This is a genomic window from Rhodospirillaceae bacterium (genome assembly GCA_016712715.1).
Taxonomy (GTDB): domain Bacteria; phylum Pseudomonadota; class Alphaproteobacteria; order Dongiales; family Dongiaceae; genus Dongia.
In genome coordinates this window covers 549213-572086 of record JADJQM010000001.1, presented here as the reverse complement: position 1 = coordinate 572086, position 22874 = coordinate 549213, and the positions used below count along the sequence as shown (strand labels likewise).

The 22874-nt window shown below is 61.5% G+C and carries 23 protein-coding genes and 1 tRNA gene; 18 read left to right on the top strand and 6 right to left on the bottom strand.

Annotated features, from left to right (window positions below; all coding sequences use genetic code 11):
- Nucleotides 1-2: 2 nt before the first annotated feature.
- Nucleotides 3-92: transfer RNA gene (locus IPK59_02880), tRNA-Ser, on the bottom strand.
- A gap of 285 nt (nucleotides 93-377) precedes the next feature.
- On the opposite strand from IPK59_02880, the gene IPK59_02875 reads away from it, so the two are divergent.
- The 11 genes from IPK59_02875 to IPK59_02825 all read left to right on the top strand — a co-directional run bounded on the left by IPK59_02875 (nucleotide 378) and on the right by IPK59_02825 (nucleotide 10941).
- The gene (locus IPK59_02875; GenBank protein MBK8157766.1) at nucleotides 378-779 is read left to right on the top strand and encodes a ribbon-helix-helix domain-containing protein; all 402 of its coding nucleotides are present in this window, start codon (nucleotides 378-380) and stop codon (nucleotides 777-779) included.
- 59 nt (nucleotides 780-838) lie between these two features.
- Nucleotides 839-1234, top strand: coding sequence for a VOC family protein (locus IPK59_02870; protein ID MBK8157765.1), 396 nt, complete (start codon nucleotides 839-841; stop codon nucleotides 1232-1234).
- 82 nt (nucleotides 1235-1316) lie between these two features.
- Nucleotides 1317-1850 carry a gluconate 2-dehydrogenase subunit 3 family protein gene (locus tag IPK59_02865; protein ID MBK8157764.1) on the top strand — a complete coding sequence of 178 codons (534 nt, stop codon included), beginning with the start codon at nucleotides 1317-1319 and terminating at the stop codon, nucleotides 1848-1850.
- A gap of 18 nt (nucleotides 1851-1868) precedes the next feature.
- Nucleotides 1869-3440, top strand: a complete 1572-nt coding sequence (locus tag IPK59_02860; protein MBK8157763.1) for a GMC family oxidoreductase — start codon at nucleotides 1869-1871, stop codon at nucleotides 3438-3440.
- 213 nt (nucleotides 3441-3653) lie between these two features.
- Complete coding sequence (locus IPK59_02855) at nucleotides 3654-4604, top strand: septal ring lytic transglycosylase RlpA family protein (GenBank protein ID MBK8157762.1); 951 nt, start codon at nucleotides 3654-3656, stop codon at nucleotides 4602-4604.
- Nucleotides 4605-4716: 112 nt separating this feature from the next.
- Complete coding sequence (locus tag IPK59_02850; protein ID MBK8157761.1) at nucleotides 4717-5880, top strand: D-alanyl-D-alanine carboxypeptidase; 1164 nt, start codon at nucleotides 4717-4719, stop codon at nucleotides 5878-5880.
- A gap of 6 nt (nucleotides 5881-5886) precedes the next feature.
- Entirely contained in the window at nucleotides 5887-6528 is a 642-nt protein-coding gene (locus tag IPK59_02845) for a dTMP kinase (protein MBK8157760.1), read from the top strand.
- Nucleotides 6529-6534: 6 nt separating this feature from the next.
- A complete protein-coding gene (locus tag IPK59_02840) occupies nucleotides 6535-7668 on the top strand; it encodes a DNA polymerase III subunit delta' (protein MBK8157759.1) in 1134 nt (377 codons plus the stop codon).
- 134 nt (nucleotides 7669-7802) lie between these two features.
- Nucleotides 7803-9353, top strand: a complete 1551-nt coding sequence (locus tag IPK59_02835; GenBank protein MBK8157758.1) for a methionine--tRNA ligase — start codon at nucleotides 7803-7805, stop codon at nucleotides 9351-9353.
- A 2-nt stretch (nucleotides 9354-9355) separates the two neighbouring features.
- Complete coding sequence (locus IPK59_02830; protein MBK8157757.1) at nucleotides 9356-10138, top strand: TatD family hydrolase; 783 nt, start codon at nucleotides 9356-9358, stop codon at nucleotides 10136-10138.
- A complete protein-coding gene (locus IPK59_02825) occupies nucleotides 10135-10941 on the top strand; it encodes an MBL fold metallo-hydrolase (GenBank protein ID MBK8157756.1) in 807 nt (268 codons plus the stop codon). Before IPK59_02830 ends, IPK59_02825 begins: the two co-directional genes overlap by 4 nt.
- A gap of 49 nt (nucleotides 10942-10990) precedes the next feature.
- Here the strand turns inward: IPK59_02825 and IPK59_02820 are convergent, their stop codons facing one another.
- The gene (locus IPK59_02820) at nucleotides 10991-12214 is read right to left on the bottom strand and encodes a patatin-like phospholipase family protein (protein MBK8157755.1); all 1224 of its coding nucleotides are present in this window, start codon (nucleotides 12212-12214) and stop codon (nucleotides 10991-10993) included.
- Nucleotides 12215-12390: 176 nt separating this feature from the next.
- Nucleotides 12391-12960 carry an S-(hydroxymethyl)glutathione synthase gene (gene gfa / locus IPK59_02815; GenBank protein ID MBK8157754.1) on the bottom strand — a complete coding sequence of 190 codons (570 nt, stop codon included), beginning with the start codon at nucleotides 12958-12960 and terminating at the stop codon, nucleotides 12391-12393.
- A 175-nt stretch (nucleotides 12961-13135) separates the two neighbouring features.
- On the opposite strand from gfa, the gene IPK59_02810 reads away from it, so the two are divergent.
- Complete coding sequence (locus tag IPK59_02810; protein MBK8157753.1) at nucleotides 13136-13519, top strand: RidA family protein; 384 nt, start codon at nucleotides 13136-13138, stop codon at nucleotides 13517-13519.
- On the opposite strand, the gene IPK59_02805 is transcribed toward IPK59_02810, so the two are convergent.
- Genes IPK59_02805 through IPK59_02795 form a run of 3 tightly spaced genes read right to left on the bottom strand, consistent with a single transcriptional unit; the run spans nucleotide 13516 to nucleotide 16007 of the window.
- Nucleotides 13516-14316, bottom strand: coding sequence for a hypothetical protein (locus IPK59_02805; GenBank protein ID MBK8157752.1), 801 nt, complete (start codon nucleotides 14314-14316; stop codon nucleotides 13516-13518). The genes IPK59_02810 and IPK59_02805 overlap by 4 nt on opposite strands.
- Nucleotides 14313-14786, bottom strand: coding sequence for a nicotinamide-nucleotide amidohydrolase family protein (locus IPK59_02800; GenBank protein ID MBK8157751.1), 474 nt, complete (start codon nucleotides 14784-14786; stop codon nucleotides 14313-14315). Before IPK59_02800 ends, IPK59_02805 begins: the two co-directional genes overlap by 4 nt.
- 9 nt (nucleotides 14787-14795) lie before the next feature.
- Entirely contained in the window at nucleotides 14796-16007 is a 1212-nt protein-coding gene (locus IPK59_02795; protein ID MBK8157750.1) for a bifunctional 2-C-methyl-D-erythritol 4-phosphate cytidylyltransferase/2-C-methyl-D-erythritol 2,4-cyclodiphosphate synthase, read from the bottom strand.
- A gap of 64 nt (nucleotides 16008-16071) precedes the next feature.
- Between IPK59_02795 and ccsA the strand changes: the two genes are divergently transcribed.
- From ccsA to IPK59_02765, 6 genes are all read left to right on the top strand, one after another.
- Nucleotides 16072-16869 carry a cytochrome c biogenesis protein CcsA gene (gene ccsA, locus IPK59_02790; GenBank protein ID MBK8157749.1) on the top strand — a complete coding sequence of 266 codons (798 nt, stop codon included), beginning with the start codon at nucleotides 16072-16074 and terminating at the stop codon, nucleotides 16867-16869.
- A 93-nt stretch (nucleotides 16870-16962) separates the two neighbouring features.
- Nucleotides 16963-17949, top strand: a complete 987-nt coding sequence (gene dusB / locus IPK59_02785; protein MBK8157748.1) for a tRNA dihydrouridine synthase DusB — start codon at nucleotides 16963-16965, stop codon at nucleotides 17947-17949.
- Nucleotides 17946-19106, top strand: coding sequence for a PAS domain-containing protein (locus IPK59_02780; GenBank protein MBK8157747.1), 1161 nt, complete (start codon nucleotides 17946-17948; stop codon nucleotides 19104-19106). Before dusB ends, IPK59_02780 begins: the two co-directional genes overlap by 4 nt.
- 4 nt (nucleotides 19107-19110) lie before the next feature.
- On the top strand, nucleotides 19111-20553 hold the full coding sequence (gene ntrC / locus IPK59_02775) for a nitrogen regulation protein NR(I) (GenBank protein MBK8157746.1): 1443 nt from the start codon (nucleotides 19111-19113) through the stop codon (nucleotides 20551-20553).
- A 30-nt stretch (nucleotides 20554-20583) separates the two neighbouring features.
- On the top strand, nucleotides 20584-21984 hold the full coding sequence (locus tag IPK59_02770; protein MBK8157745.1) for a HAMP domain-containing protein: 1401 nt from the start codon (nucleotides 20584-20586) through the stop codon (nucleotides 21982-21984).
- Entirely contained in the window at nucleotides 21918-22871 is a 954-nt protein-coding gene (locus tag IPK59_02765) for a hypothetical protein (protein MBK8157744.1), read from the top strand. Before IPK59_02770 ends, IPK59_02765 begins: the two co-directional genes overlap by 67 nt.
- The last annotated feature ends 3 nt before the right edge of the window (nucleotides 22872-22874 follow it).

The window sequence follows — 22874 nt, the reverse complement described above, 5'->3', positions numbered from 1 at the left end:
ATTGGCGGAAGGGGTGGGATTCGAACCCACGGTGAGCTTACACCCACGCCAGTTTTCAAGACTGGAGCCTTAAACCACTCGGCCACCCTTCCGTCCCGCCGGATGCTGCTTATCGATCCTGCGGCCGCAAATCAAGCAAATGAGGCAGGTCAGGCATCATGACCCAAAAACCGTTTGTTTTGCCCCCGATTGCCGCGGCGACCGGCCCGAACCTGGAGTAAGCGATTGCACTGCCCGGCAACGTGTTTACAGTTGGATTCGCTCATAAGCACCGCAGGCGACGGGCAGCAACCTGTCATCGCCCAGAACGGTCCGCGCTGATGGCACGATTTTGCGACATTGGCGATCGGTAAGCAGGCTCAAACGGGAGGAACGCCATGTGCCAGGTCTTTGCCAGCCAGGATCCAGATATCTACAGTTCAGTTACCCGCTCGGTCCGCTTGGACGGCTTCAGCACCAGCATCAGGCTTGAAGCGCTGTTCTGGTCGATCCTGGACCAGATTGCCGAGCAGGAGGGCATGTCGACCCCGCGGTTCATCAGTACGCTGTATGGCGAAGTACTGGAGCGGCGTGGCGAGGTCGGCAATTTTACCTCATTGCTGCGCGTCACCTGCGCTGTGCACATCGAGCGCCAGCAGGGCATCAGCCAGTTGCCCAGGCCAAGCAGAACCTGGGTATCGGAACGACCGAAATTGGGGCGGCTGGTACCAGTCACATGGCGGTCGAAAAGGAGTTGCGCGCCGTCGCGTCGTGACCTTGCACGCGCAGTAATCGGTTAACACCCAGCGGCTCAAAGGCGGTCCTAGACTTTCGGTCATCACTCACGACCGAGGCATGGATGGCCAAAGCAATTCACACCATGATCAGGGTCCGCGATCTCGACGCGGCCTTGTCCTTCTACGACCGCGCCTTCGCGCTGAGGCCGGCAGACCGCTATGATTTCGATGACTTTTCGCTGGTCTATCTGCGCAATCCGGAAAACGATTTCGAGATCGAGCTGACCTGGAACAAGGGCCGCGTCGAGCCCTATACCCATGGCGATGGCTACGGTCATGTCGCGGTCGCGGTCGACAATCTTGAGCGCGAACACCAGCGCTTCAGCGACATGAATCTCAATCCACTGCCGATCAAGGAATTCCACCGCGAGGGCGCCTTGATGGCCAAGTTCTTTTTCGTGCTCGATCCCGATGGATACAAGATCGAGGTTCTGCAGCGCCATGGACGCTATCGCTGACGGAGCAGCCACATCCAGCATCATAGCCACGCCGATTGACGAATGACCGCGAAAACGCGGCATCAACCCTTGGGAGGGAAAAATGAGGCCAGCCAAATCGAAGACCAATCTCAACCGCCGGCGGTTCCTTGCCGGCACATCCGCGATCGTCGCGGGATCGGCCATGTTCGCCACCGCCGGCGGCATCCTGATCGGGCCGAATGCCGCCTGGGCGATTTCACCGCAGGCCATTACCACGGCAGAGGCTGCAACCCTGGTCGAAATGACCCGCGCGCTCTACCCGCATGAAAAGCTCGACGATGCGATCTACGCGAAGGTCGTGGCCAGCCTCGACGAAAAAGCGGTCAAGGATCCAGCGTTGAAGACGTTGCTGCAGGCCGGTGCTGCGGAACTGAAGGCCGGAAAATGGGACGATCTCGACGCCGATGCGCGGGAGGCTGCATTGAAGGCGATCGACACCACCCCCTTCTTCCAGACCGTGCGCGGTGAATGCGTCACTGGCATCTACAACAACCCGGATGTCTGGAAGATCTATGGCTATGAGGGTGCCTCCGCCGAACTTGGCGGCTATCTGCACCGCGGCTTCGACGAGATCACCTGGCCGGATCAGGCGTGAAGGGGAAGGATTGCAATCATGGCAAACAAATTTGAGCTCAGCGATTCCAGCGTCGTCGTGGTGATCGGCTCCGGTGCCGGTGGTGGTACCTTGGCCAATGAACTGGCGCAGAAGGGTGTCAACGTCGTCGTCCTCGAAGCCGGTGGCCGGCATGAGATCGAGGATTTCGTCAACGATGAATGGGGCAGTTTCAGCCAGATCTCCTGGCTCGACAAGCGCACCACGTCGGGCAGCTGGCGTGTCGCCAAGGATTTCGCGGGCCTTCCGGCCTGGATCGTTAAGGCGGTCGGCGGCTCGACGGTGCATTGGGCCGGAGCCTCGCTCCGGTTCCAGGAACACGAATTCAAGACCAGGACCACCTATGGTGAACTGGCCGGCGCCAACCTCATCGACTGGCCGATCACTTTGGCCGAGATGGAGCCCTATTACGACCGTGCCGAGGACAAGATGGGTGTGACCGGTACCCACGGCATTCCGCGCCTGCCCGGCAACAACAACTACAAGGTCCTGGCGGCCGGCGCCAAGAAGCTTGGCTATACCGACTTTCATACCGGCAACATGGCGATCAACTCGCAACCGCGCGACAATCGCGGCTCCTGCCAGCAGATCGGCTTCTGCTTCCAGGGGTGCAAATCCGGCGCCAAATGGTCGACGCTTTATACTGAAATACCGAAGGGCGAGGAGACCGGTCGGCTCGAAGTGCGGTCGAACGCCCAAGTGCTTCAGGTCCAGCATGACGACAAGGGGCTGGTGAACGGCGTGCTCTATGCCGACAAGGACGGCAATCAGCATGTCCAGAAGGCCCGCGTCGTTTGCGTGGCCGGCAACTCGATCGAAAGCCCGCGCCTGCTGCTCAACTCCGCCTCATCGATGTTCCCGGATGGCCTCGCCAATTCGTCGGGCCAGGTCGGCAAGAACTACATGCGGCACATGACCGGCTCAGTCTATGCCATCTTCGACAAGCCGGTGCACATGTATCGTGGCACGACCATGGCAGGCATCGTGCGTGATGAAGCCAAGCTCGACACCAAGCGCGGCTTTGTCGGTGGCTACGAAATGGAAACGCTCTCCCTCGGCATTCCGTTCATGGCCGCGTTCCTCGATCCGGGCGGCTGGGGCAAGAGCTTCGCCAGCGCCATGGAAGGCTATGACCATATGGCCGGCATGTGGCTGGTGGGCGAGGACATGCCGCAGGAGACAAACCGCATCACCTTGCACGCGAGCGAGAAGGATGCCTATGGCCTGCCCGTTCCCAATGTTCACTTCGACGACCACGCCAATGACGTCGCCATGCGGGATCACGCCTTTGGTCGCGGCAGCGCGCTCTATGATGCTGTTGGCGCCACGCGCACGATCCACACCCCGCCTTACCCCTCGACGCACAATCTTGGGACTAATCGCATGAGCGCCGAGGCCAAGGACGGGGTCGTCAACAAGCATGGCCAGACCCACGACATCAAGAACCTGTTCGTGTCGGATGGCAGCCAGTTTACCACCGGCGGCGCCGAGAACCCGACGCTGACCATCGTGGCGTTGGCCATCCGGCAGGCGGAGTTCATCGCGGACCAGATGCAAAAGAAGGAAATCTGACGCCCCCGAAAATACCCTGCCGAAGACCTGAACTGGAGGCGGCCGCCGCGATATCAGCGACGGCCGCCTTAACTTTGGTCTTTTTCAGCCCTCGGCGCCCCCGCTCTGACGCTCGAATCACTTTCCGTTCTTGCCTAAAACGGGCCGGGCGGATAGGTTAAGGGCTGCAAAATTCCACAATATCTTGATGATTCAGGGGTCCGGGCGGTCCAGATGCAGCGGTTTCGGCGGTTTTCACGGTATCTGTCCGTTCTGGGCCTGCTGACCCTGTTGGCGGCTTGCGCCGAGGCCAATCTTGCCGTCGAGACCACCAAGGTGATCACCCGCAAAGAACCGGATGTCTCCGGCCCATACAAGATCGGCAAGCCCTATCAGGTGAAGGGCGTCTGGTACTATCCGCAGGCAGATTACAATTACAACGAGACCGGGATCGCCTCCTGGTATGGCCCTGGCTTCCATGCCAAGCAGACCGCCAATGGCGAGACTTATGACGAAAACGACCTGACGGCAGCGCACAAGACACTGCCGATGCCGTCCCTTGTGCGCGTGACCAATCTCGAGAATGGCCGCTCGATCGTCGTACGCATCAACGACCGCGGCCCCTTCGTCAACAACCGCATCATCGACATGTCGCGCCGCGGCGCGCAGCTGCTGGCCTTTGAACAGAACGGCACCGCCAAGGTCCGCGTCGAGCTGATGAAGGATGAAAGCATGCTGCTGGCAGCGAAAGCGTCGGCAAAGGGTGGCGATACCGTGAGCCCGCCGCCGGCAGCCGCTCCCGCCGGTGCGGTCACTGCCCAGGCCCTGCCACCTGTCGGGGGGAATGCGGCGCCAGTCGCCGCAACGCCGGCGAAACCGGTGCAGCAGAGCGCCATCGGCGCCATCCAGACGCCGCAGGTGACTGGCCAGGTATCCGTCGTACCGGTCAAGGCCAGCAATATTTTTATCCAGGCCGGTGCCTTCCTCCGCCAGGCCAATGCCCAGCAATTGCAGATGAAGCTGAGCAGCCTCGGTCACCAGACCCGCATCACCCCGTTCATGCTCAACCAACAGCGCTTCTACCGTGTTCAGCTGGGGCCGATCGCCTCGGTCGAGGAGGCGGACAAATTACTGCAGCGGTTGATCGACAACGGTCATCCGGACGCCCGGATCGCGGTCAATTGAGGCAAGTCCGGGCTAGGCGCCGGATGTCCCTTGACGTTGCCGGGTCCGGGGATCAATTTGCCGCGCTAAGTGCCAAGTGCGCGAATCCAATCAAGAAAACTGAGGTCGAGACATGCGTCGACAGGTGAAGTTTGTGATGGCCGGGGTAATTGCCGCCGGCCTTGCCGTGATGAGCCAAGCGCTTTCCTCACGCCCGGTGATGGCCGAGGCGCTCACCACCAACGCCGCGCATGCCTATATCGTCGACTATCAGACGGGTGCCGTCCTCTTTGACAAGCTGGCAACCGAGCGCCTGCATCCGGCGTCGATGAGCAAGCTGATGACCATCTACATGCTGTTCGATGCGCTGAAGCGAGGCGATGCCAAGCTGACCGACACGTTCCATGTCAGCGAAAAAGCCTGGTCGACCCAGGGCTCGAAGATGTTCGTCGAGATCAACTCTGCCATCGCGATCGAAGACCTCATTCGGGGCATCATCATTCAGTCCGGCAACGATGCCTGTGTCGTCGTTGCTGAGGGCCTCGCCGGCTCGGAAGAGGCCTTTGCCGACCGCATGAACAAGAAGGCCAAGGAGATCGGCCTCACCGACAGCAATTTCACCAATGCCTCCGGCCTGCCGGATCCCAATCATCTGATGACCGCCAAGGACCTGGCCACGCTGGCGCGGCGCCTGATCGATGACTTCCCGGAATACTATCCATATTTCTCAGAGCATGAGTTCGTGTGGCACGGCATCAAGCAGGGCAACCGAAATCCGCTGCTCTATCGCAAGGGTTCCGGCGTCGACGGGCTCAAGACCGGCCACACTGAAGAGGCTGGATTCGGCCTCACAGCATCTGCGTTGCGCGACGGCCGCAGGGTCATCATGGTCGTCCATGGCCTGAACGGCATGCAAGAGCGTGCAGACGAAGCGGGCGGGCTCCTCGACTGGGCCTACCGAGAATATGGCAACTTCACCATCGCCACCCCAGGCACCGTGCTGGGTGAGGCGGAAGTCTGGATGGGCGCCGAAAAGACCGTGCCCCTCACTGTGGAGTCCGACCTGCTGGTAACGCTGCCGCGTGCCGAACGCGAGAAGATCGTCGCCAAGGCCGTCTATCAGGGCCCGTTCGAGGCTCCGATCGCCAAGGGCCAGGAAGTGGGCCGGTTGGTCATCGATATTCCGGGCATGCCGCAGGCAACCGCCAAGCTGGTTGCCGCCAAGGATGTCGGCGAACTCGGCTTCGGTGGTCGCATCGCCGCGGCCCTGCAGCATTTCGTCTTCGGATCGAACTGAGCCACCATGTCCCCGGCCACGACCCCGGGCCCTTTGCGCTTCGTCACATTTGAAGGCGGCGAGGGGGCCGGCAAGTCGACCCAGATCCGGTTATTGGCCGATTGCCTGCGGGCAGCGGGTGAATTGGTCGAAGTGACCCGCGAGCCCGGCGGAACGAAGGGGGCCGAGGAGATCCGCGCCCTCCTGGTTGAGGGTGGTGCCGGCCGCTGGCAGGCGGAAAGCGAGGCGCTGCTGCATTTTGCGGCCCGTGCCGAACATCTGGCCCATGTCATCCGCCCGGCTCTTGCCGCCGGCAAATGGGTGCTGTGCGACCGCTTTGCCGACAGCACGCTCGCCTATCAGGGCTATGGCCAGGGCCTCGAGCTGGATTGGCTGTGGACACTGCGCCGCCACATCGTCGGGGCAACCGAACCCGGCCTCACGCTCATCCTCGACCTGCCGGTTGAAAGCGGGCTCGCCCGTGCCGAGACAGAACAGCGCTATGAACGCATGGGGGTAGATTTCCACCGCCGCCTTGCCGACGGCTTCCGCAAATTGGCGGCGGCCGATCCGGAGCGCTGCTGCCTCATCGATGCCGCCCGCGACCGCGAAGCCATCTCGGCCGAGATAACCGGCTTGATCAAAGCCCGCTTCGCCGTCAGCCTCTGAGCCATGATGGAAGAAGCGCGCTTCCCGGCCCCCGAGGCCACGTCCCACCTGCTGGGCCATAGGGCGGCGGAAGAATCCTTCCTCCGCGCCTACCAATCCGGCCGCATGCCCCATGCCTGGCTGATCACCGGGCCGCGCGGCATCGGCAAGGCGACGCTGGCCTTCCGCATGGCGCGCTTCCTCTTGAGCCACGGCTTGGCGGTCCCTGCGGCCGAGCCAGCCGGCATCAGCCTGTTTGGCGATGAACCAGCGCCGCCCGCCATGGCGCCAGAACTCACCAGCCTGGATATCCCGGTCGATCATCCGATCTTCCGCCGTGTTCGCGAGCTGTCGCATTCCGATCTCCGCGTCCTGCGCCGCTCGCCCAATGAGAAGACCGGCAAGATGCGTAGCGAGATCACGGTCGATGAGGTCCGTGGTGCCATCGACTTCCTGCACATGACGCCCGGTGAATCCGATTGGCGCGTCCTGGTCGTGGATGCCGCCGACGAGCTCAACCGCAATGCCGCCAATGCGCTCTTGAAGATCCTGGAAGAACCGCGCCCGCGCACGGTCATCCTGCTCGTTTCTCATGCCCCGGGGCGGCTGCTGCCGACCATCCGCTCGCGTTGCCGCAAGCTGGCGTTGGAACCACTGCCACCGGCGACCATCGCCGCCGAGATGAAGCGCCATGGCATCGATCTCGGGGGCGCCGAGCTTGCCCTCTGCACGGCCTTGGCCGAAGGCTCGCTCGGCCGGGCTCTCGAGTTTGGCAGCGACAGTGCCGGTCTCGACCTCTTTCAGTCGATGGCGCAGCTCTTGGGCTCCTGGCCCAACTATGATCCTGGCCTCCTTCACAAGCTCGGCGACAAGCTGGCCGGGAAGGGGAGCGAGGGCAATTTTGAGATCGCCGTCAATCTGCTGGAATGGTGGCTTTCCCGGTTCATCCGCTGGTCGGCGACCCAAGACCTTCAATCGGCTGAGGTTTTTCCAGGTGAATCCGGCCTTATGACACGTCTCTCTGGGGCCGCCAGCCTTGATCACTGGCTTCAATCATGGGAAAAGGTCAGCCGATTGTTTGCCAGGGTTGCCAGCGCCAATCTCGACCGTCGGCAGGCATGGGCAACCGCCTGGCTGGTGCTGGCGTCGACCAAGGGTTAACCGAAACCCCGGTCGTCTTGGGCCGCCTGTGCGGACCAGCCGCGAGTTTGCCGACAATTGATGAGAGTCCTCGTCGATCCTCCGCCATCGCGGTGGATGACGACAAGAGCGAGCGAAACTGGAACTGTAAAGATATGTCGAAAGAGACCTTCTATATCACCACAGCCATTGCCTATCCCAATGGCTTGCCGCATATCGGCCACGGCTATGAGCTTATCGCGACCGACGCGATCGCCCGTTTCATGCGCCTTGATGGCCGTGACGTATTCTTCCTGACCGGCTCCGACGAGCATGGTCAGAAGATGCAGCAGACGGCTGAGCGGGAAGGGGTGACGCCGAAGGAGTTGGCGGATCGCAACACGGCACGCTTTCGCGAGATGGGCCCGGCGCTCAACTCGTCAAACGACGACTACATCCGCACCTCCGAAGCGCGGCATTACAAGACCTGTGCCGCCATCTGGGAGAAGATGGAAGCCGCTGGGGACATCTATCTCGACAAATACGCCGGTTGGTACTCGGTCCGCGACGAGGCCTATTACGACGAGAGCGAACTCACCCAGAACGCAGATGGCAAACGCCTGGCGCCCACGGGCACACCCGTCGAATGGGTTGAGGAGGAGAGCTATTTCTTCCGCCTCTCCAACTACCAGCAGAAGCTTCTCGACCTCTATGAGAGCATCCCCAACTTCATCGGGCCCGATGCGCGCCGGAACGAGGTGATGAGCTTCGTGAAAGGTGGTCTCAAGGACCTGTCTGTCAGCCGCACGACCTTCGATTGGGGTATCCCGGTGCCGGGCAATCCCAAGCATATCATGTATGTCTGGGTCGATGCGCTGACCAACTATGTGACCGCGACCGGCTGGCCCGATACGACCGGCCCCCGCGCCAAATTCTGGCCGGCCGACGTGCACGTCATCGGCAAGGACATCACGCGCTTCCACGCCGTCTATTGGCCGGCCTTCCTGATGTCGGCGGGCCTGCCCCTGCCCAAGCGCGTCTTCTGCCACGGATTTCTGTTCAACAAGGGCGAGAAGATGTCGAAATCGGTCGGCAACGTGATCGACCCGTTCAACCTTGCCAAGGTCTATGGCATAGACGCCATGCGCTACTTCTTCCTGCGCGAAGTGCCGTTCGGGCAGGATGGCAGCTACAGCCCGGAAGCCATCGTGCAGCGCATGAATGCCGATCTTGCCAATGATCTCGGCAATCTCGCGCAGCGCTCGCTCTCGATGATCGCAAAGAACCTCGACGGCCAATTGCCGGAGCCGGGCCAGCTCGACGATGCGGACAAGGCGATGCTGGCCGAGGTCGATGCCCTCATCGGCAAGGCGCGCACCAGCATGGGTGACTTCGCGCTGCACCAGATTCTGACCAACACATGGTCGGTGATCGCCGAAGCCAACCGCTACTTCGCCGGCAACGAGCCCTGGGCGCTCCGGAAGACGAACCCGGAACGCTTCGGCACCGTGTTGTGGGTGACAGCCGAAGTGCTGCGCCAGGTCGCCATCCTGACCCAGCCGGTGATGCCCGAAGCCATGACGAAGCTCCTCGATATCCTGGCCGTGCCGGCTGATGCGCGCAGCTTTGCCGAGCTTGGCGGCAAGTCGCGCCTCAAGGGCGGTGCTTTGCCGGCACCGACGGCGATCTTCCCGCGCTATGTCGAGCCGGAAGAGGCGAAGGCCTAGTCATGGAGATCAGTCTCGTCGACAGCCACTGCCATCTCGATTTCGACGATTTCGGCACTGACATGGAAGCCGTCCTCGCGCGCGCCAAGGAGAGCGGCGTCGAGCGTATGCTGACCATCTGCACCCGCGTCACCAAGTTCGACCAGGTCCTGGCGATCTCGTTGGCACATGACAATATCCGCTGCACGGTCGGGATTCATCCCCACGAAGCCGAACACGAACCGGATGTCGATGTCGCGAAGCTGGTCGAGCTGTCAAAGCACCCGAAGGTGGTCGGCATTGGCGAAGCCGGCCTCGACTATTTTTATGACAAGAGCCCGCGTGAGCGTCAGCAGCAGGTCTTCGCCACCCATATCGACGCCTCTCGCATCAGTGGCCTGCCGATCGTGGTGCACAGCCGCGACGCCGACGAAGATACCGTTCGCCTGCTGCAGGATGGGGCGAAGAAGGGCGGTCTTACCGGTGTCATTCATTGCTTCACCTCGACGCAATATCTGGCCGACGCCGCATTGGAAATGGGCTTCTACATTTCGCTTTCCGGCATTGTAACGTTCAAGAGCGCCGGCGCCTTGCGCGACGTGGCGAAGTCGATCCCGCTTGATCGCCTGCTGGTCGAGACCGATTCACCGTATCTCGCGCCGATCCCGATGCGCGGCAAGCGGAATGAGCCGTCATTCGTCCGCCACACCGCGACCTATGTTGCCGATTTTCTCGGCCTGTCGTTACCGGACCTGGCGCAAAAAACCACCGCCAATTTCGACCGCCTGTTTGCGAAGGCGGCATGAAGGTCACGATCCTCGGATGCGGCGGTTCCGGCGGCGTGCCCCTGATCGGGCCCGGCTGGGGTGAATGCAACCCGGCCAATCCGAAGAACCGCCGCCGCCGCGTTTCCATCCTGGTGCAGCAGCAGCACACCCATATCATCTGCGACACCAGTCCGGATTTCCGTGAGCAGGTGCTGGCGGCTGAGATCCATCACCTGGACGCCGTGCTTTATACCCACGATCACGCTGATCATACACAGGGTATCGACGATCTCCGCTTCGTGCGCAGCAAGGACAAGAGCATCGGCATGCGGGTCCCGGTCTATGGCTCGGCTGAGACCCTGGGCACGCTACGGCACCGTTTCGGCTATGCCTTCGCGCAGAAGACTGACGGTTCCGGGCATCTCTATAAGCCGTTTCTGGAATCCATCCTGATCGGCGATCACCCGTTCAGAATCGCGGGACTTGAAGTCACGCCCTATGAGCAGGAGCACGGTTTCGGCACCAAGACTACCGGCTACCGCATCGGCAACATGGCCTATTCGACTGATTGCGTGGCAATGCCGGATGCCAGCCTCGACAAGCTCGAAGGCCTCGATCTTTTCATCGTCGATTGCCTGCGCTTCGAGCCGCACATGACCCACGCCAATTTCGACCAGGCGATGGAATGGGTCGAATTGCTGAAGCCCAAACACACCGTGCTCACCCACATGAATCACATGGTCGATTACGACGTGATCAAGGCGCGCTGCCCAGTGGGCGTGGAGCCAGCCTATGACGGATTGGTCATCGAGATCCCGGACGCGCCGCTCATTGCACTCTAGGTGTCTTTCGGTCGTTGAGGTTTCGTCGATCCTCCGCAACGGGTAGCCTCTATTTCGGCGCGTATCCCGGTGGCGTCGTCATCCAGGTGATACCGTCCTTCGCCATTTTCTCCCCGTAGTTATACTGGTTGATCATCTCGGCTTCGTTGAATTGCTCCTCAGTCGTACCTTTGTAGTCCAATGGTATCGATATGTATCTGAATTCAATCTCATCGTGGATGGTGCTGAGATAGAGGCGCCACAGATCATTGATGCCGGATACTTTGAACATCGAGCCGATGGCGCGCACTGCGATGCCGGACAAGCCGCGTGGGACCTCTTTCGGATCTGGCGTAACCCGCCCGTTGCGAATGACATAGAGGCGTTGCAGAAACTTGCCGGTGAAATCCGGATGGGCGGCCCGGATCGTTGTCGGGAGGTTGATGCTGGAACCGATCGAGAAGGACTGGAAGAAAACACCTCCATCGACATGCATTTCGTCGTAGCGCTTGCCGTCGATTTCCACGTCGAACATGACGGGCGGGAATACAGCTGGAATCGCTGCTGACGCAACTAGAATGGACCTGAACAGCTGCAGCTTCTTGTCGCTCTTGCTGCTGGCAATCGCCCCGAGGTCCCAGACAACAGGTTCTTCGGCATCGAGATTGGTGGTGGCCACCAACAGGCGCCGTCCTTTGGCGTGTTCAACGGCGATATCGGCCAGGACCTTATCGTCGATGAAAGACGCGACCATTTCCCGCAGCGGCGCGGTATCGGTCAGCGATTCCTGCCACAGTATGGAGAGCAGGGAGTGGACAACGAACACACGGCTCTGATCGACCGTGGTGTAAGCATTCTTCGGGGTTTCGTCATATCTTGGACCGAGGAATGCGAAGGGTGCTATGAGCGCGCCGGTGCTGACACCCGTGACGACCTTGAAGTTCGGCCGGCCACCTGCTTGCGTCCAGCCATTCAACAGGCCAGCGCCGAAGGCACCATCGGAACCGCCAACAGAGACGGCGAGGTAGTTATATACTCGGGTGCCATCCGACATGACGTCGTAGCAGTCGGGTGTTTCCGTGACAAAAGCCGCATTCAACATTGCCCGGACGCCTTCCGGGTCGCTGAAGACCAGGTAGCGAATGCCGGTCATGCCATCGACCGCCGCCTTCGCCGCTGTTCCCGGTGGCTCCGCTTGGCGCGGGATCGAGGAGCAGGCCGCCGTCAAACACATGATGAGGCTGCAGACCCCAATGGTCAGAGTGCGGTGAACCCACCACGTTGCCTGGTGCATGCCATCCCCCCGGTCCAGACGTGCAGACCGCCGAGCGATCCTACTGCTTCCCCGAACATTGATGCATACAAATCAGGGCCATGGCTAGGGTCCTAGCCATGGCCCTGTCATGATCACTTGAGGTAGGCTGCATTTCCTAGCGTGACCCAGATGCGGCTGCAAGACATCAGGATTTGCTATTTTAGAACGCCCTTGGCTTTCGCCGTGTGCGTAGCAATAACATCCATGAGGCCCGGTGACAGGCAGTCATAGGGTTCGAGCTTGAGTTCACGGAGGCGTGCACGGACGGCATCCATGTTTGCCGGATTGGCGCCGCTTTCGATGATCGAGGAGACAAAGGCGGCGAATTCCGGCGGCGACCAGCCCTCCTGATCCGAAAGCTCGGTGTGGAAGAAGTCGAAGCCATAGAGCGGATGGTTCTTGTTCTCGATGCGCGCATACATATGCGTGCCGCACCCCGTGCAGGCGTAGCGGTGCAGCGCCGCATCCTTGTCGACGATCTTCAGCTTGTTCTCGTTCTTCGTGACTTTGACCTTGTCACGCGGGGCGACAGCGATCTGGCTGAAAAGCGCTCCCGCCGGTTTCCAGCACTTGGTGCAGCCACAGACGTGGTTGAAAGCGGATTGACTTGAGATAGTTACCTCGACGGGGTCTTTGGCGCATTTGCAATGCAGCGTGCCGCCGGCGAAGCCCGCCTTGGCCGGCTTGAAGCCGTTATCCACGGCTGGATGAATCGAAACAGCCATTGTCATTCCTCCCGAATATGTTGCGTGTTATTCACGCCTTGTGTCGTGGAGGGGCACGGGATCGATTATCCGCGCGACGGCACGACACGCAACTCTAGGCGCGATCATGCCCGTCAGTCGAGCGGGCTTTAAATTGTTACACTATAACGTGGACAAACCATGAGAGGTGCGCAGCATGTCGCAGCGGATTGAAACCTTCCGGCTGGATGCCTTGCCCAAGATATTGCCGTTCAGTTCCGCTGTGCGGATCGGTGACACGGTCCACGTCTCAGGGCAGATCGGCCACCTGCCGGGTGAATTGAAATTGGTGCCAGGCGGCCTCGCTGCCGAAGCACGCCAGGCTCTGACCTATCTGACGCAAGCCCTGATTGCCGCCGGGGCCAGCCTTGATCGCGTGGTGAAGTGCACTGTCTATTTCGCGGACATGGCCGACTTCATGGCCTTCAACGAAATCTACGCCGAGTTCTTCGGCACGCACCAGCCGGCCCGCTCCGGGGTCGCTGTCGCCGGACTGGCGCTGGGCGCCCGCATCGAGATCGATTGCGTGGCCGTCATCTAGCCCAGATCGTAGAATACCCGGCCTTCCAGACGGTCGACGCGGTCGCGCTTCTGGTTGAAATCGGATCGGTTCACCGCGATGGCACCGATGACTGCATCCAGCGCATCGCCACCTTGATTGTCGAGCAGCAGGTGACGCAGGGCGCGCTTGGGCGGCGCAAGATAATCTCGCGCAATCAGCAGGTCGAGAATCTGCCGGCGCGCCTTGCGATGCGCCGGCAGGCGGCCTTTATAGGACGGGTAGCAATCGAGCCGGATGAGGCTGCAGGCAGCGCAGACTTCGACCACGACGGGTTTGCCGGCCCGCTTATCCATCTGCGGCCAGATTGTCGCCGCATCTGCCTTCACCAAGGGCGCCAGCAGATGGCCGATGCCCCACCAGGTCTGCCGGTATAGGCGCAGGTTGAAGGAATTGAACGGCGTCCGGTCTTCGCGATCCGTGCGGCGCTTGGTTTCGACCCCACCTGTTTCCTGATGACAAAGATCATGGAAGCTCAGCGGATCGACAAAGCGCTGCCGGAAACCCAGTGCAAAGCTGCGCCAATCCTTCGCCTTGACGAGATCCAGCGGCAGGCTGAACGGAAAATCGCAGCCGGCGATCGTACCCTGTTCCACGATGATGTGGCGGGCGAGGGCGGCGATGGCGAAATCCGGCCGCCGGCTGCCGCCTGGCAACTCGCTGGCCGGCCGGCATTGATCGATCGTCAGCGGCCCATCATTGCGTCGTGCTTCCGCCACCCAGATCTTGCGGCCGGCATCCTGTGCCCCGCTGAAATCAATGCCGAGGAGACGCGTCAAGGCTCGGTGATGGCGGTCGCGAGATGTGCGAGGGCGCGGGACACCGAATGCGCCCGCACGCTGTCGCGGTTGCCGGGAAAAACGCAGCGTTCGACCTGCGACCAGCCATCCTTGCGGGCTAGGCCGATGAATACCAGCCCGACCGGCTTCTCCTCCGATCCGCCGCCTGGCCCGGCGATACCGGTGATGGAAACCGCGACATCGGCCTGGGCGCGGCGCAGGGCACCGCGCGCCATCGCCTCAGCCACTTCTGCGCTGACCGCGCCCTTGTCGGCGATGAGTTCAGGCGCCACGCCGAGACTTTCGCTCTTGGCCTGGTTGGAATAGGTGACCCAGCCGCGTTCGAACACGTCCGACGAGCCGGCAACCGCAGTGAGTCTTGCCGCCACCAAGCCTCCGGTGCAGCTCTCCGCCGTGGCGATCTTCAGGCCCTTGTCGCGATAGAGGTCGAGCAGGCCGGCAACGTCCATCGCGCTACCTCATACTGAAAAGGGCAGGGCGATTGTCGCCGTTGCCTGGGCGGCGATGCCTTCGCCGCGGCCAGTAAAGCCAAGTTTCTCGGTGGTTGTCGCCTTGACGCTGACCCGGTCGACGGTGAGGCCGAGGATCTCCGCAAGCTTCGCGGACATGGCGGTGCGATGCGGTCCGACCTTGGGCTGCTCGCAGATCAGCGTGATATCGCAATGGGCGATGCGCCCGCCTTTATCAGCGACCAGCTTGGCCGCATGCGCCAGGAACTTCCAGGACGCAGCACCGCGCCATTGTGGATCGCTGGGCGGAAAATGCTGCCCGATATCACCGGCGCCGATAGCGCCCAGGATGGCGTCGGTCAGCGCATGCATGCCCACATCGGCATCGGAATGGCCTTCCAGCTTCTGGTGGTAGGGAATGGTGACCCCACACATGATGACACCGTCGCCGGCAATGAGGCGGTGCACGTCGAAACCGTTGCCGGTCCGGTATTCCATCTGCTGGCTCATCATTCGCTCCGCGCGTTCCAGATCGGCCGGAGCCGTTATCTTGAAATTGCTCTCATGGCCCATGACCAGCGCAACCTTGAGGCCAGCAGCTTCCGCCACCGCGGCATCGTCGGTCATCTCCGGGCCGCTTGCTGCCTGTCGGTGCGCCAGCAGCAGCTTCTGGAAGTGAAAGCCCTGCGGCGTTTGCGCACGCCACAATCCTGTGCGGTCCACCGTGGCGCCGCTGAAGGTGACGCCATGATCATCAACACCCCGTTTCAGGGTATCGACCACCGGAACTGCGACCAGTGCACCGTCGTGCTGGCCAAGCGTCTCGATTGTGCGATCGATCGTCTCGGCATCGATGAACGGCCGCGCCGCATCGTGGATCAGCACCAGGTCCGGCTTCTCCGTGGCCAGGCTTTCCAACCCCAGCCGCACCGAATCCTGGCGCCGCTGACCGCCCGCGACGGGCATCATCAGTTCGAGGCCGGCGACCGCATTGTCATAGAGGTCTCGCAGGCTGTCATTGATGACGACACGCACACCGCTGATGCGCGGATGCCGACTGAATGTCTGCAGGCAATGGCGCAGCACCGTCCTGCCGCCCAGGGGTAAATACTGCTTGGGCAGGTCCTTGCCCATGCGGCTGCCGCTGCCGGCCGCGACGACCAGGGCGATGACCTTTGGGGCGATGACCTTTGGATATTGGGGGAATGAACTTTCTGACATGTTCGCTCTCTAGGCCATCCAATCTGGTTTGCCAAGGGGGCGTGGCCCCACCATAATGCGCGCCATGTCGAGCTCCCTCCATCTGCAATTCGCTGGCCTCCTCACCCTGCTTCCCCTGGCCGTCCTCGCGGTTACCGCGCGGCTTCAGCGCAACGCCCTGTTCTGGCTATTCCTTGTCGCCGCCATCGCCGGCAGTTTCGGCGTATTCGGCCAGTCGCTGGCTGGTGGCTGGCAGGCCGGTTTCAGCGCCAATCTCTGGGCCAGCTGCGCCATTTCGCTGCTGGCATTCGCCGTGCTCAACCTGGTGAATGCCGAAGCCTTCAGGCTGGCAGCTTTATTGCTGCCATATCTCGTTGCTTTTGCCCTTCTGGCTCTGCTCTTTGCCTCGTTCGAGGAAGCGGCCCCGGCCGTCGCCTCCGAGGTCTGGTTCCGGGCCCATGTCCTGCTCGCGGTCTGCAGCTATGGGATCCTGACCCTCGGCGCGATCGCCGGCCTTGCCGTCCTGGTGCAAGAACGGGCGCTGAAACGCCGCCGCACGGGCTGGGCCGAACTGGCGCTGCCGCCCTTGCTGGTCGCCGAGGATCTGCAGATCAAATTGCTGCTCTGGGCGGCTGTATTCATGGCGGCAGCCCTGGCCAGTGGCTTCGCCAACACGTTCATGGAAACGGGCGCGCTACCGAACTTGTCCCATAAAGTATTGTTATCATTGCTCGCCTTTGTGGTTCTGGTAGCCCTGCTGGTGATGCATCGGGCCACTGGTATCCGTGGGCGTCGCGCCGCCCGCTGGGTTCTTGCCGGATATCTCCTGCTGACTCTGGGCTACCCCGGCGTGAAATTCGTCAACGATGTGTTGCTTGGCTGATTCTCTCCATTGAATCGCCTTTTCTATTGCAATTCCGACAGATAGCGTTAGAAATCGCCTAAGATTTAGGCAATAGACACGGCTGCCCGAAAAATGAGCATTCAGATCGGCCCCATCACCATTGAGGACCCCGTCATCCTGGCCCCCATGTCGGGTGTCACCGACATGCCCTTCCGCCGTCTGGTGAAGCAGGAGGGGGCAGGGCTGGTCGTCTCCGAGATGATCGCCAGCGAGGCCATGATCCGTCAGACCCGCCAGACGATGAAGATGATCACCAACTGCGCCGAGGAAGCACCGATGTCGGTGCAGCTCGCCGGCTGCGAACCCAAGGTGATGGGCGAAGCCGCCAAGCTCAACGCCGATCGCGGCGCCGCCCTCATCGATATCAACTTCGGCTGCCCAGTTAAGAAGGTGGTCAACGGCCATGCCGGTTCCGCCCTGATGCGTGACGAGGTCCATGCCGGCAGGATTCTGGAAGGCACGGTCAATGCCGTCGATCTGCCGGTGACGTTGAAGATGCGCATGGGCTGGGATTCGACCAATCTCAACGCGCCGAACCTTGCGAGGATCGCCGAGAACAGCGGCATCAGGATGATTACCATCCACGGCCGCACCCGCGCGCAGCTCTATAGCGGCGAGGCCGATTGGGCTTTCGTGCGCAAGGTCAAGGAAGCGGTTTCTGTCCCCGTCATCGTCAACGGTGACATTACCACCATCGACAAGGCCAAGGAGGCGCTCGACCTCAGCGGTGCCGATGGGGTCATGATCGGCCGAGGCGCCTATGGCCGGCCCTGGTTCCCCAATCAGGTGATCCAGTACCTCAAGACCGGCGAGCGGCTTGGCGACCCACCTCTCTGGCGGCAATATCAACTGCTGATGTCGCATTATGAGGCGATGCTGGAGCATTACGGGACCGACACCGGTCTCAAGATCGCCCGCAAGCATGTCGCGTGGTACTCGAAGGGCCTTGCCGGCTCCGCCGAGTTTCGCGTGCGCATCAATTCGCTTGAGACGCCGGAAGGCGCCAAAGCCGCGATCCGCGAATTCTACGAGCCGCAACTGGACCGGCAGGCCGCATGAACCGCGCCTTGCCAGCCGTGGCGATCCCTAAACTGGCGCCAAGCCAATTGCCGGTGGGTCCTGCCGCACGCAGTCTTTCCGCTTTGCCCGACGCCCTGGCCTTGCTCGAAGCCCTGCCGCTGGCGATCCTGGCGCTTGATGCCGACAATCATGTGGTGAGCGTTAATGCCGCGGCGGAATCTCTTCTCGGCCTCAGCCGCTCGCAATTGGTCTCGAAGCCCCTCAATGAACATATTGCGGCCGATTCACCGCTCTTTGCGCTGATCGACGCCGCGCGTGGCGGCGCCAGTGCCGTGGGTGAATCCGATATGTCGTTGTCCGGTCCGCGCCTTACCATCGAGCATGCCGCGGTCGATGTTGCGACCTTGAGCAATCCCGTCGGTCACGTCGCCTTGTTGCTGCAGGACCGCGGCCTCGAGTGGCGTCTGGCGCAACAGGCAGTCAGCCGTGACGCTGTGCGCTCGGCCAAGGCTATCGCCGCGATGCTGGCGCACGAGGTGAAGAATCCGCTCTCTGGAATCCGGGGCGCAGCGCAATTGCTGGAATCCAAGGTCTCTGCCAGTGATCGTCAGTTGACCCAACTGATCTGCGAGGAAACGGATCGCATCGTCGGTATGGTGAACGGCCTTGAGGTCTTTACCGATTCACGGCCGACCCAGATGCAGCCGGTCAATATTCACGAAGTGCTGGAACATGTGCGGCGTCTGGCGCAGGCCGGCTTCGGTCGCACCGTGGCCTTCCGCGAAGAGTATGACCCCTCGCTGCCGCCGGTACTCGGTAACCGCGATCAACTGATCCAGGTCTTCCTAAATCTCTTCAAGAATGCGGCTGAGGCCGTGCCGGCGACTGGTGGCATCATTGTTCTCAACACGCGCTATCGCCCCGGCCTGTCGGTGAGCGAACCCGGCGCCGCCTCACGACGTCGCTTGGGACTGGTCATCACTGTGCAGGACAATGGTGCCGGTGTGCCCGATGCCCTCAAGGCGCAGCTTTTCGAACCCTTCGTCAGCGGCAAGGCCGGTGGCAAAGGCCTCGGCTTGGCCCTCGTCGCCAAAATCGTGACCGATCATGGCGGCTTGATCGATTGCGACAGTCAACCAGGCCGCACGACTTTCTCGGTCATCCTGCCGATCGCGGACGCGCGTGGAGAACAATAAGAAAATGAGCAAAACCGTCCTCATCGCCGATGACGACCGCGCCATTCGCATGGTGCTGAGCCAGGCGCTCGCCGAACGTGGTCATCTGGTCAAGACCGCCGCCAATGCGGCCACCCTGTGGCAGTGGGTCAAGGGCGGGGAAGGTGACGTCATCGTGACCGACGTCATGATGCCCGATGGCGACGGTCTCGATCTCGTGCCGCGGATCAAGGCGGAACGTCCCGACATTCCGATTATCGTCATGAGCGCCCAGAACACCATCCTGACCGCCATCAAGGCGACGGAGCGGGGCGCCTTTGAATATCTGCACAAGCCCTTCGACCTCAGCGCGCTTACCGCGGCTGTCGAGCGCGCCCTGACGCGTCCTCGCGACGGCGCTGCGGTTCCGCCGCGAACAGCGGTCACCGAAGAGAAGCTGCCGATCATCGGCCGTTCCACGGCGATGCAGGAAATCTATCGTGTCGTGGCCCGTCTTGTCGGCACCGACATGACGGCGCTCATCCACGGCGAATCTGGCACCGGCAAGGAGTTGGTGGCCCGTGCGCTGCATGATTTCGGTCGCCGCCGCGAGCGGCCATTCATTGCTGTCAACATGGCGGCGATCCCGCGCGAGCTCATCGAAAGCGAGCTTTTCGGACATGAAAAGGGTGCTTTCACTGGGGCCGTCCAGCGTGGCATCGGCAAGTTCGAGGCTGCCTCCGGCGGTACCCTGTTCCTCGACGAAATCGGCGACATGCCGCTGGAGGCACAGACCCGATTGCTGCGTGTATTGCAATCCGGCGAGTTCACGCCCGTCGGTGGCCGCACGCCCATCCGTGCCGATGTCCGAATCGTCGCAGCGACCCACCGCGATCTCCGCCAGCTTATTCAACAAGGCAGGTTCCGCGAGGATCTCTATTATCGCCTTAATGTGGTGCCAATCACCTTGCCGCCTTTGCGCGACCGGGTGGAAGATATCCCTGATCTGGCACGTCACTTCCTCGAACTGATTGCGAGCGAGGGTCTTGCTCTCAAGACACTGGACCCGGAGGCACAGACTCTGCTCAAGCGTCACCGCTGGCCAGGCAATGTGCGAGAGCTTGAAAACCTCATGCGTCGCATTGCCGTGCTCTACAGCGAACCGGCGATCGATGCCAGAATCGTGACGGAACAGTTGAAGGCACAGGAGCAGGCGGCAAATGTCGGCGCCCGCGCCAGTGATGAGACTCTGGGCCAGTCGGTTGAACGGCACCTTCGTGCTTACTTTGATGCCCATGAAGGGGCTCTGCCGGCGCGCGGCCTCTATGACCGCATCTTGCATGAAATCGAACGGCCGCTGCTCTCCATCTCAATGGAAGCGACCCGCGGAAATCAGATTCGGGCAGCCGACCTTCTTGGCCTCAACCGCAACACGCTCCGCAAGAAACTCAAGGAACTGGAGCTGCAACCGACGCGCGGAGGCCGCTAGATCGTGGCCGGGGAAGATGTCAGGCAGGATATGCCCGCCCTGGGCAAGCGCGCCGCCAAGGCCCCGCTGACGAAGACATTGCGCCGCTGGTCGGCCGATATCGGCTTTGAGCGAATCTTCGCCATCTGCCTGATGCTCCTGGGGGCTGGCCTTGGCCTCCTGACCTATCTCGCCCTGACCGACGTCTGGGACACCGAGGAACCGGTCCGCACCATAACCTGGTTGTTGACCGGCGATCTTGTCGTAGCCCTGGCGCTCGCTACCATCATCGCCCGCCGCGCTGTCTTGTTGTGGATGGGCCGGCGCAAGGGTCTGGCGGGGGCTCGGCTCCATGCCCGTATGGTGGTGATGTTCGCGCTCATTGCCGTCATCCCGACGATTGTTGTGTCGATTTTCTCCGTGGCCTTTCTCAACTATGGCCTCAATACCTGGTTCTCTGACCGCATCAAGAACGCTGTCGAAAGCTCGCTTAACGTCGCCCAATCCTATTTGATCGAGTCACAACAGCGAATTGGCGATGACACAAGCGCAATTGCCAGCGAGTTGCAGATCAGTGGTCTCGCTGATGTCGGCAATCCGGATCGCTTCCAGGCCATCCTCGACCGGCAGCTCAGCCTGCGTGGGCTGTCGGAGGGGATCGTCATCGACCGCCGCATGCAAGTCTTGGTGCGTTCCAGCTTCAGCGTCATGATGGAATTCAGCCTCGATATTCCTGAGGAAGCCTTTGACAAGGCTGATCGCGGCGAGACGGCCATCCTCCTGATGCCAACGGGGGATCGCGTGCGCGCGCTGCTGCTGCTTGATCCGGTCTCGGGCCTCTACCTTTATACCGGGCGGCTGATCGATGACCGCGTGTTGAGCGCGGTACGCGGGAACGAAGACGCGGTGCGACTCTATCGTTATCTGGAACGGGATCGCTCGACGCTGCAGATTACCGTGGGCGTGATCTACGCCGTCCTGGCGCTCCTCATGCTGCTGGGCGCGATCTGGTATGCGATCGTCTCAGCAAGCAAGTTGGTAAAGCCCCTGTCGCGGCTGGCGCTCGCCGCACAGAAGATCGGCGGTGGCGATCTCTCGGCCAGGGTCAAGGTCGGCGCCCGCGATGACGAACTCTCTGCCCTGAGCCGCACCTTCAATGTCATGGTCTCGCAATTGCAGAGCCAGCAGGCTGCGTTGATTTCTGCCAACCGGGACCTCAATGACCGCAGCCGCCTCACCGGGCTGATCCTCTCCGGTGTTTCGGCCGGCGTGATCGGTGTTACCGAGAACGGCATTGTCGACTTCGCCAATCGATCCGCGTCGGTCCTGCTGGGGCGGAACTGGACCAGGGTATCGGCCAGCCGCTGGCGGAGCTTGTTCCCGAGATGGCCGAGCTGCTGGCCCAAGCGCAGCATCGCAATTCGGGCACCGCCGATGGCCAGATTTCCCTGAGCCGCAATGCCATCACCAGCACGTTCCACGTGCGCGTCGTATCCGAAAGTGGGGCGGACGACCATATGCGTCTGGTCGTCACCTTTGACGACGTGACAGAACTCCTCTCGGCGCAGCGAAAGGCTGCCTGGTCGGATATCGCCCGACGGATCGCCCATGAGATCAAGAATCCGCTCACCCCGATTCAACTTTCAGCCGAACGGTTGAAGCGGAAATATCTCAAACAGATTACTGATGATCCTGAGACGTTCACCGTCTGCACGGACACGATCATCCGGCAAGTGGGTGACATCGGGCGCATGGTCGATGAATTCTCCGCTTTCGCCCGCATGCCAGCACCAGTGCTTAACCTCGAAAGCCCGGTGGCTCTGGCCAAGGAACTGGTCTTCCTGCAGCAAAGCGCCCATCCGGCGATTGAGTACACGCTCGACCTGCCTGAAAATCCCGTCACGATCCAATGCGATTCTAGCCAGTTCAACCGTGCACTCACCAACCTTCTGCAGAACGCAGCGGATGCTATCGACGGCCGGTTGGATGAGGGGCGGCATCAAAATGTTGAAGAACTCTTGACGCCGGGACATATCCATTTATGGATAAGACGCGAGGCGGACGCGCTTTTGCTCAGCGTTGCTGACAACGGCAAGGGATTGCCGAAAGAGGGCCGCGAACGTCTGACCGAGCCCTATGTCACCACCCGTGCCAAGGGTACAGGTCTTGGGCTCGCGATCGTCAAGAAGATCATGGAGGATCATGGTGGTCGTTTGTCGTTGGCGGATCGCCCGGGCGGTGGGGCGGTGATTACCCTGATGTTCCCTCTCGATATCCCGCAAGTGCTTGACCCAGCCGCCGATACTCCGGCGACCGGCCTGCAGATCGCCAGTCGTTAGCAG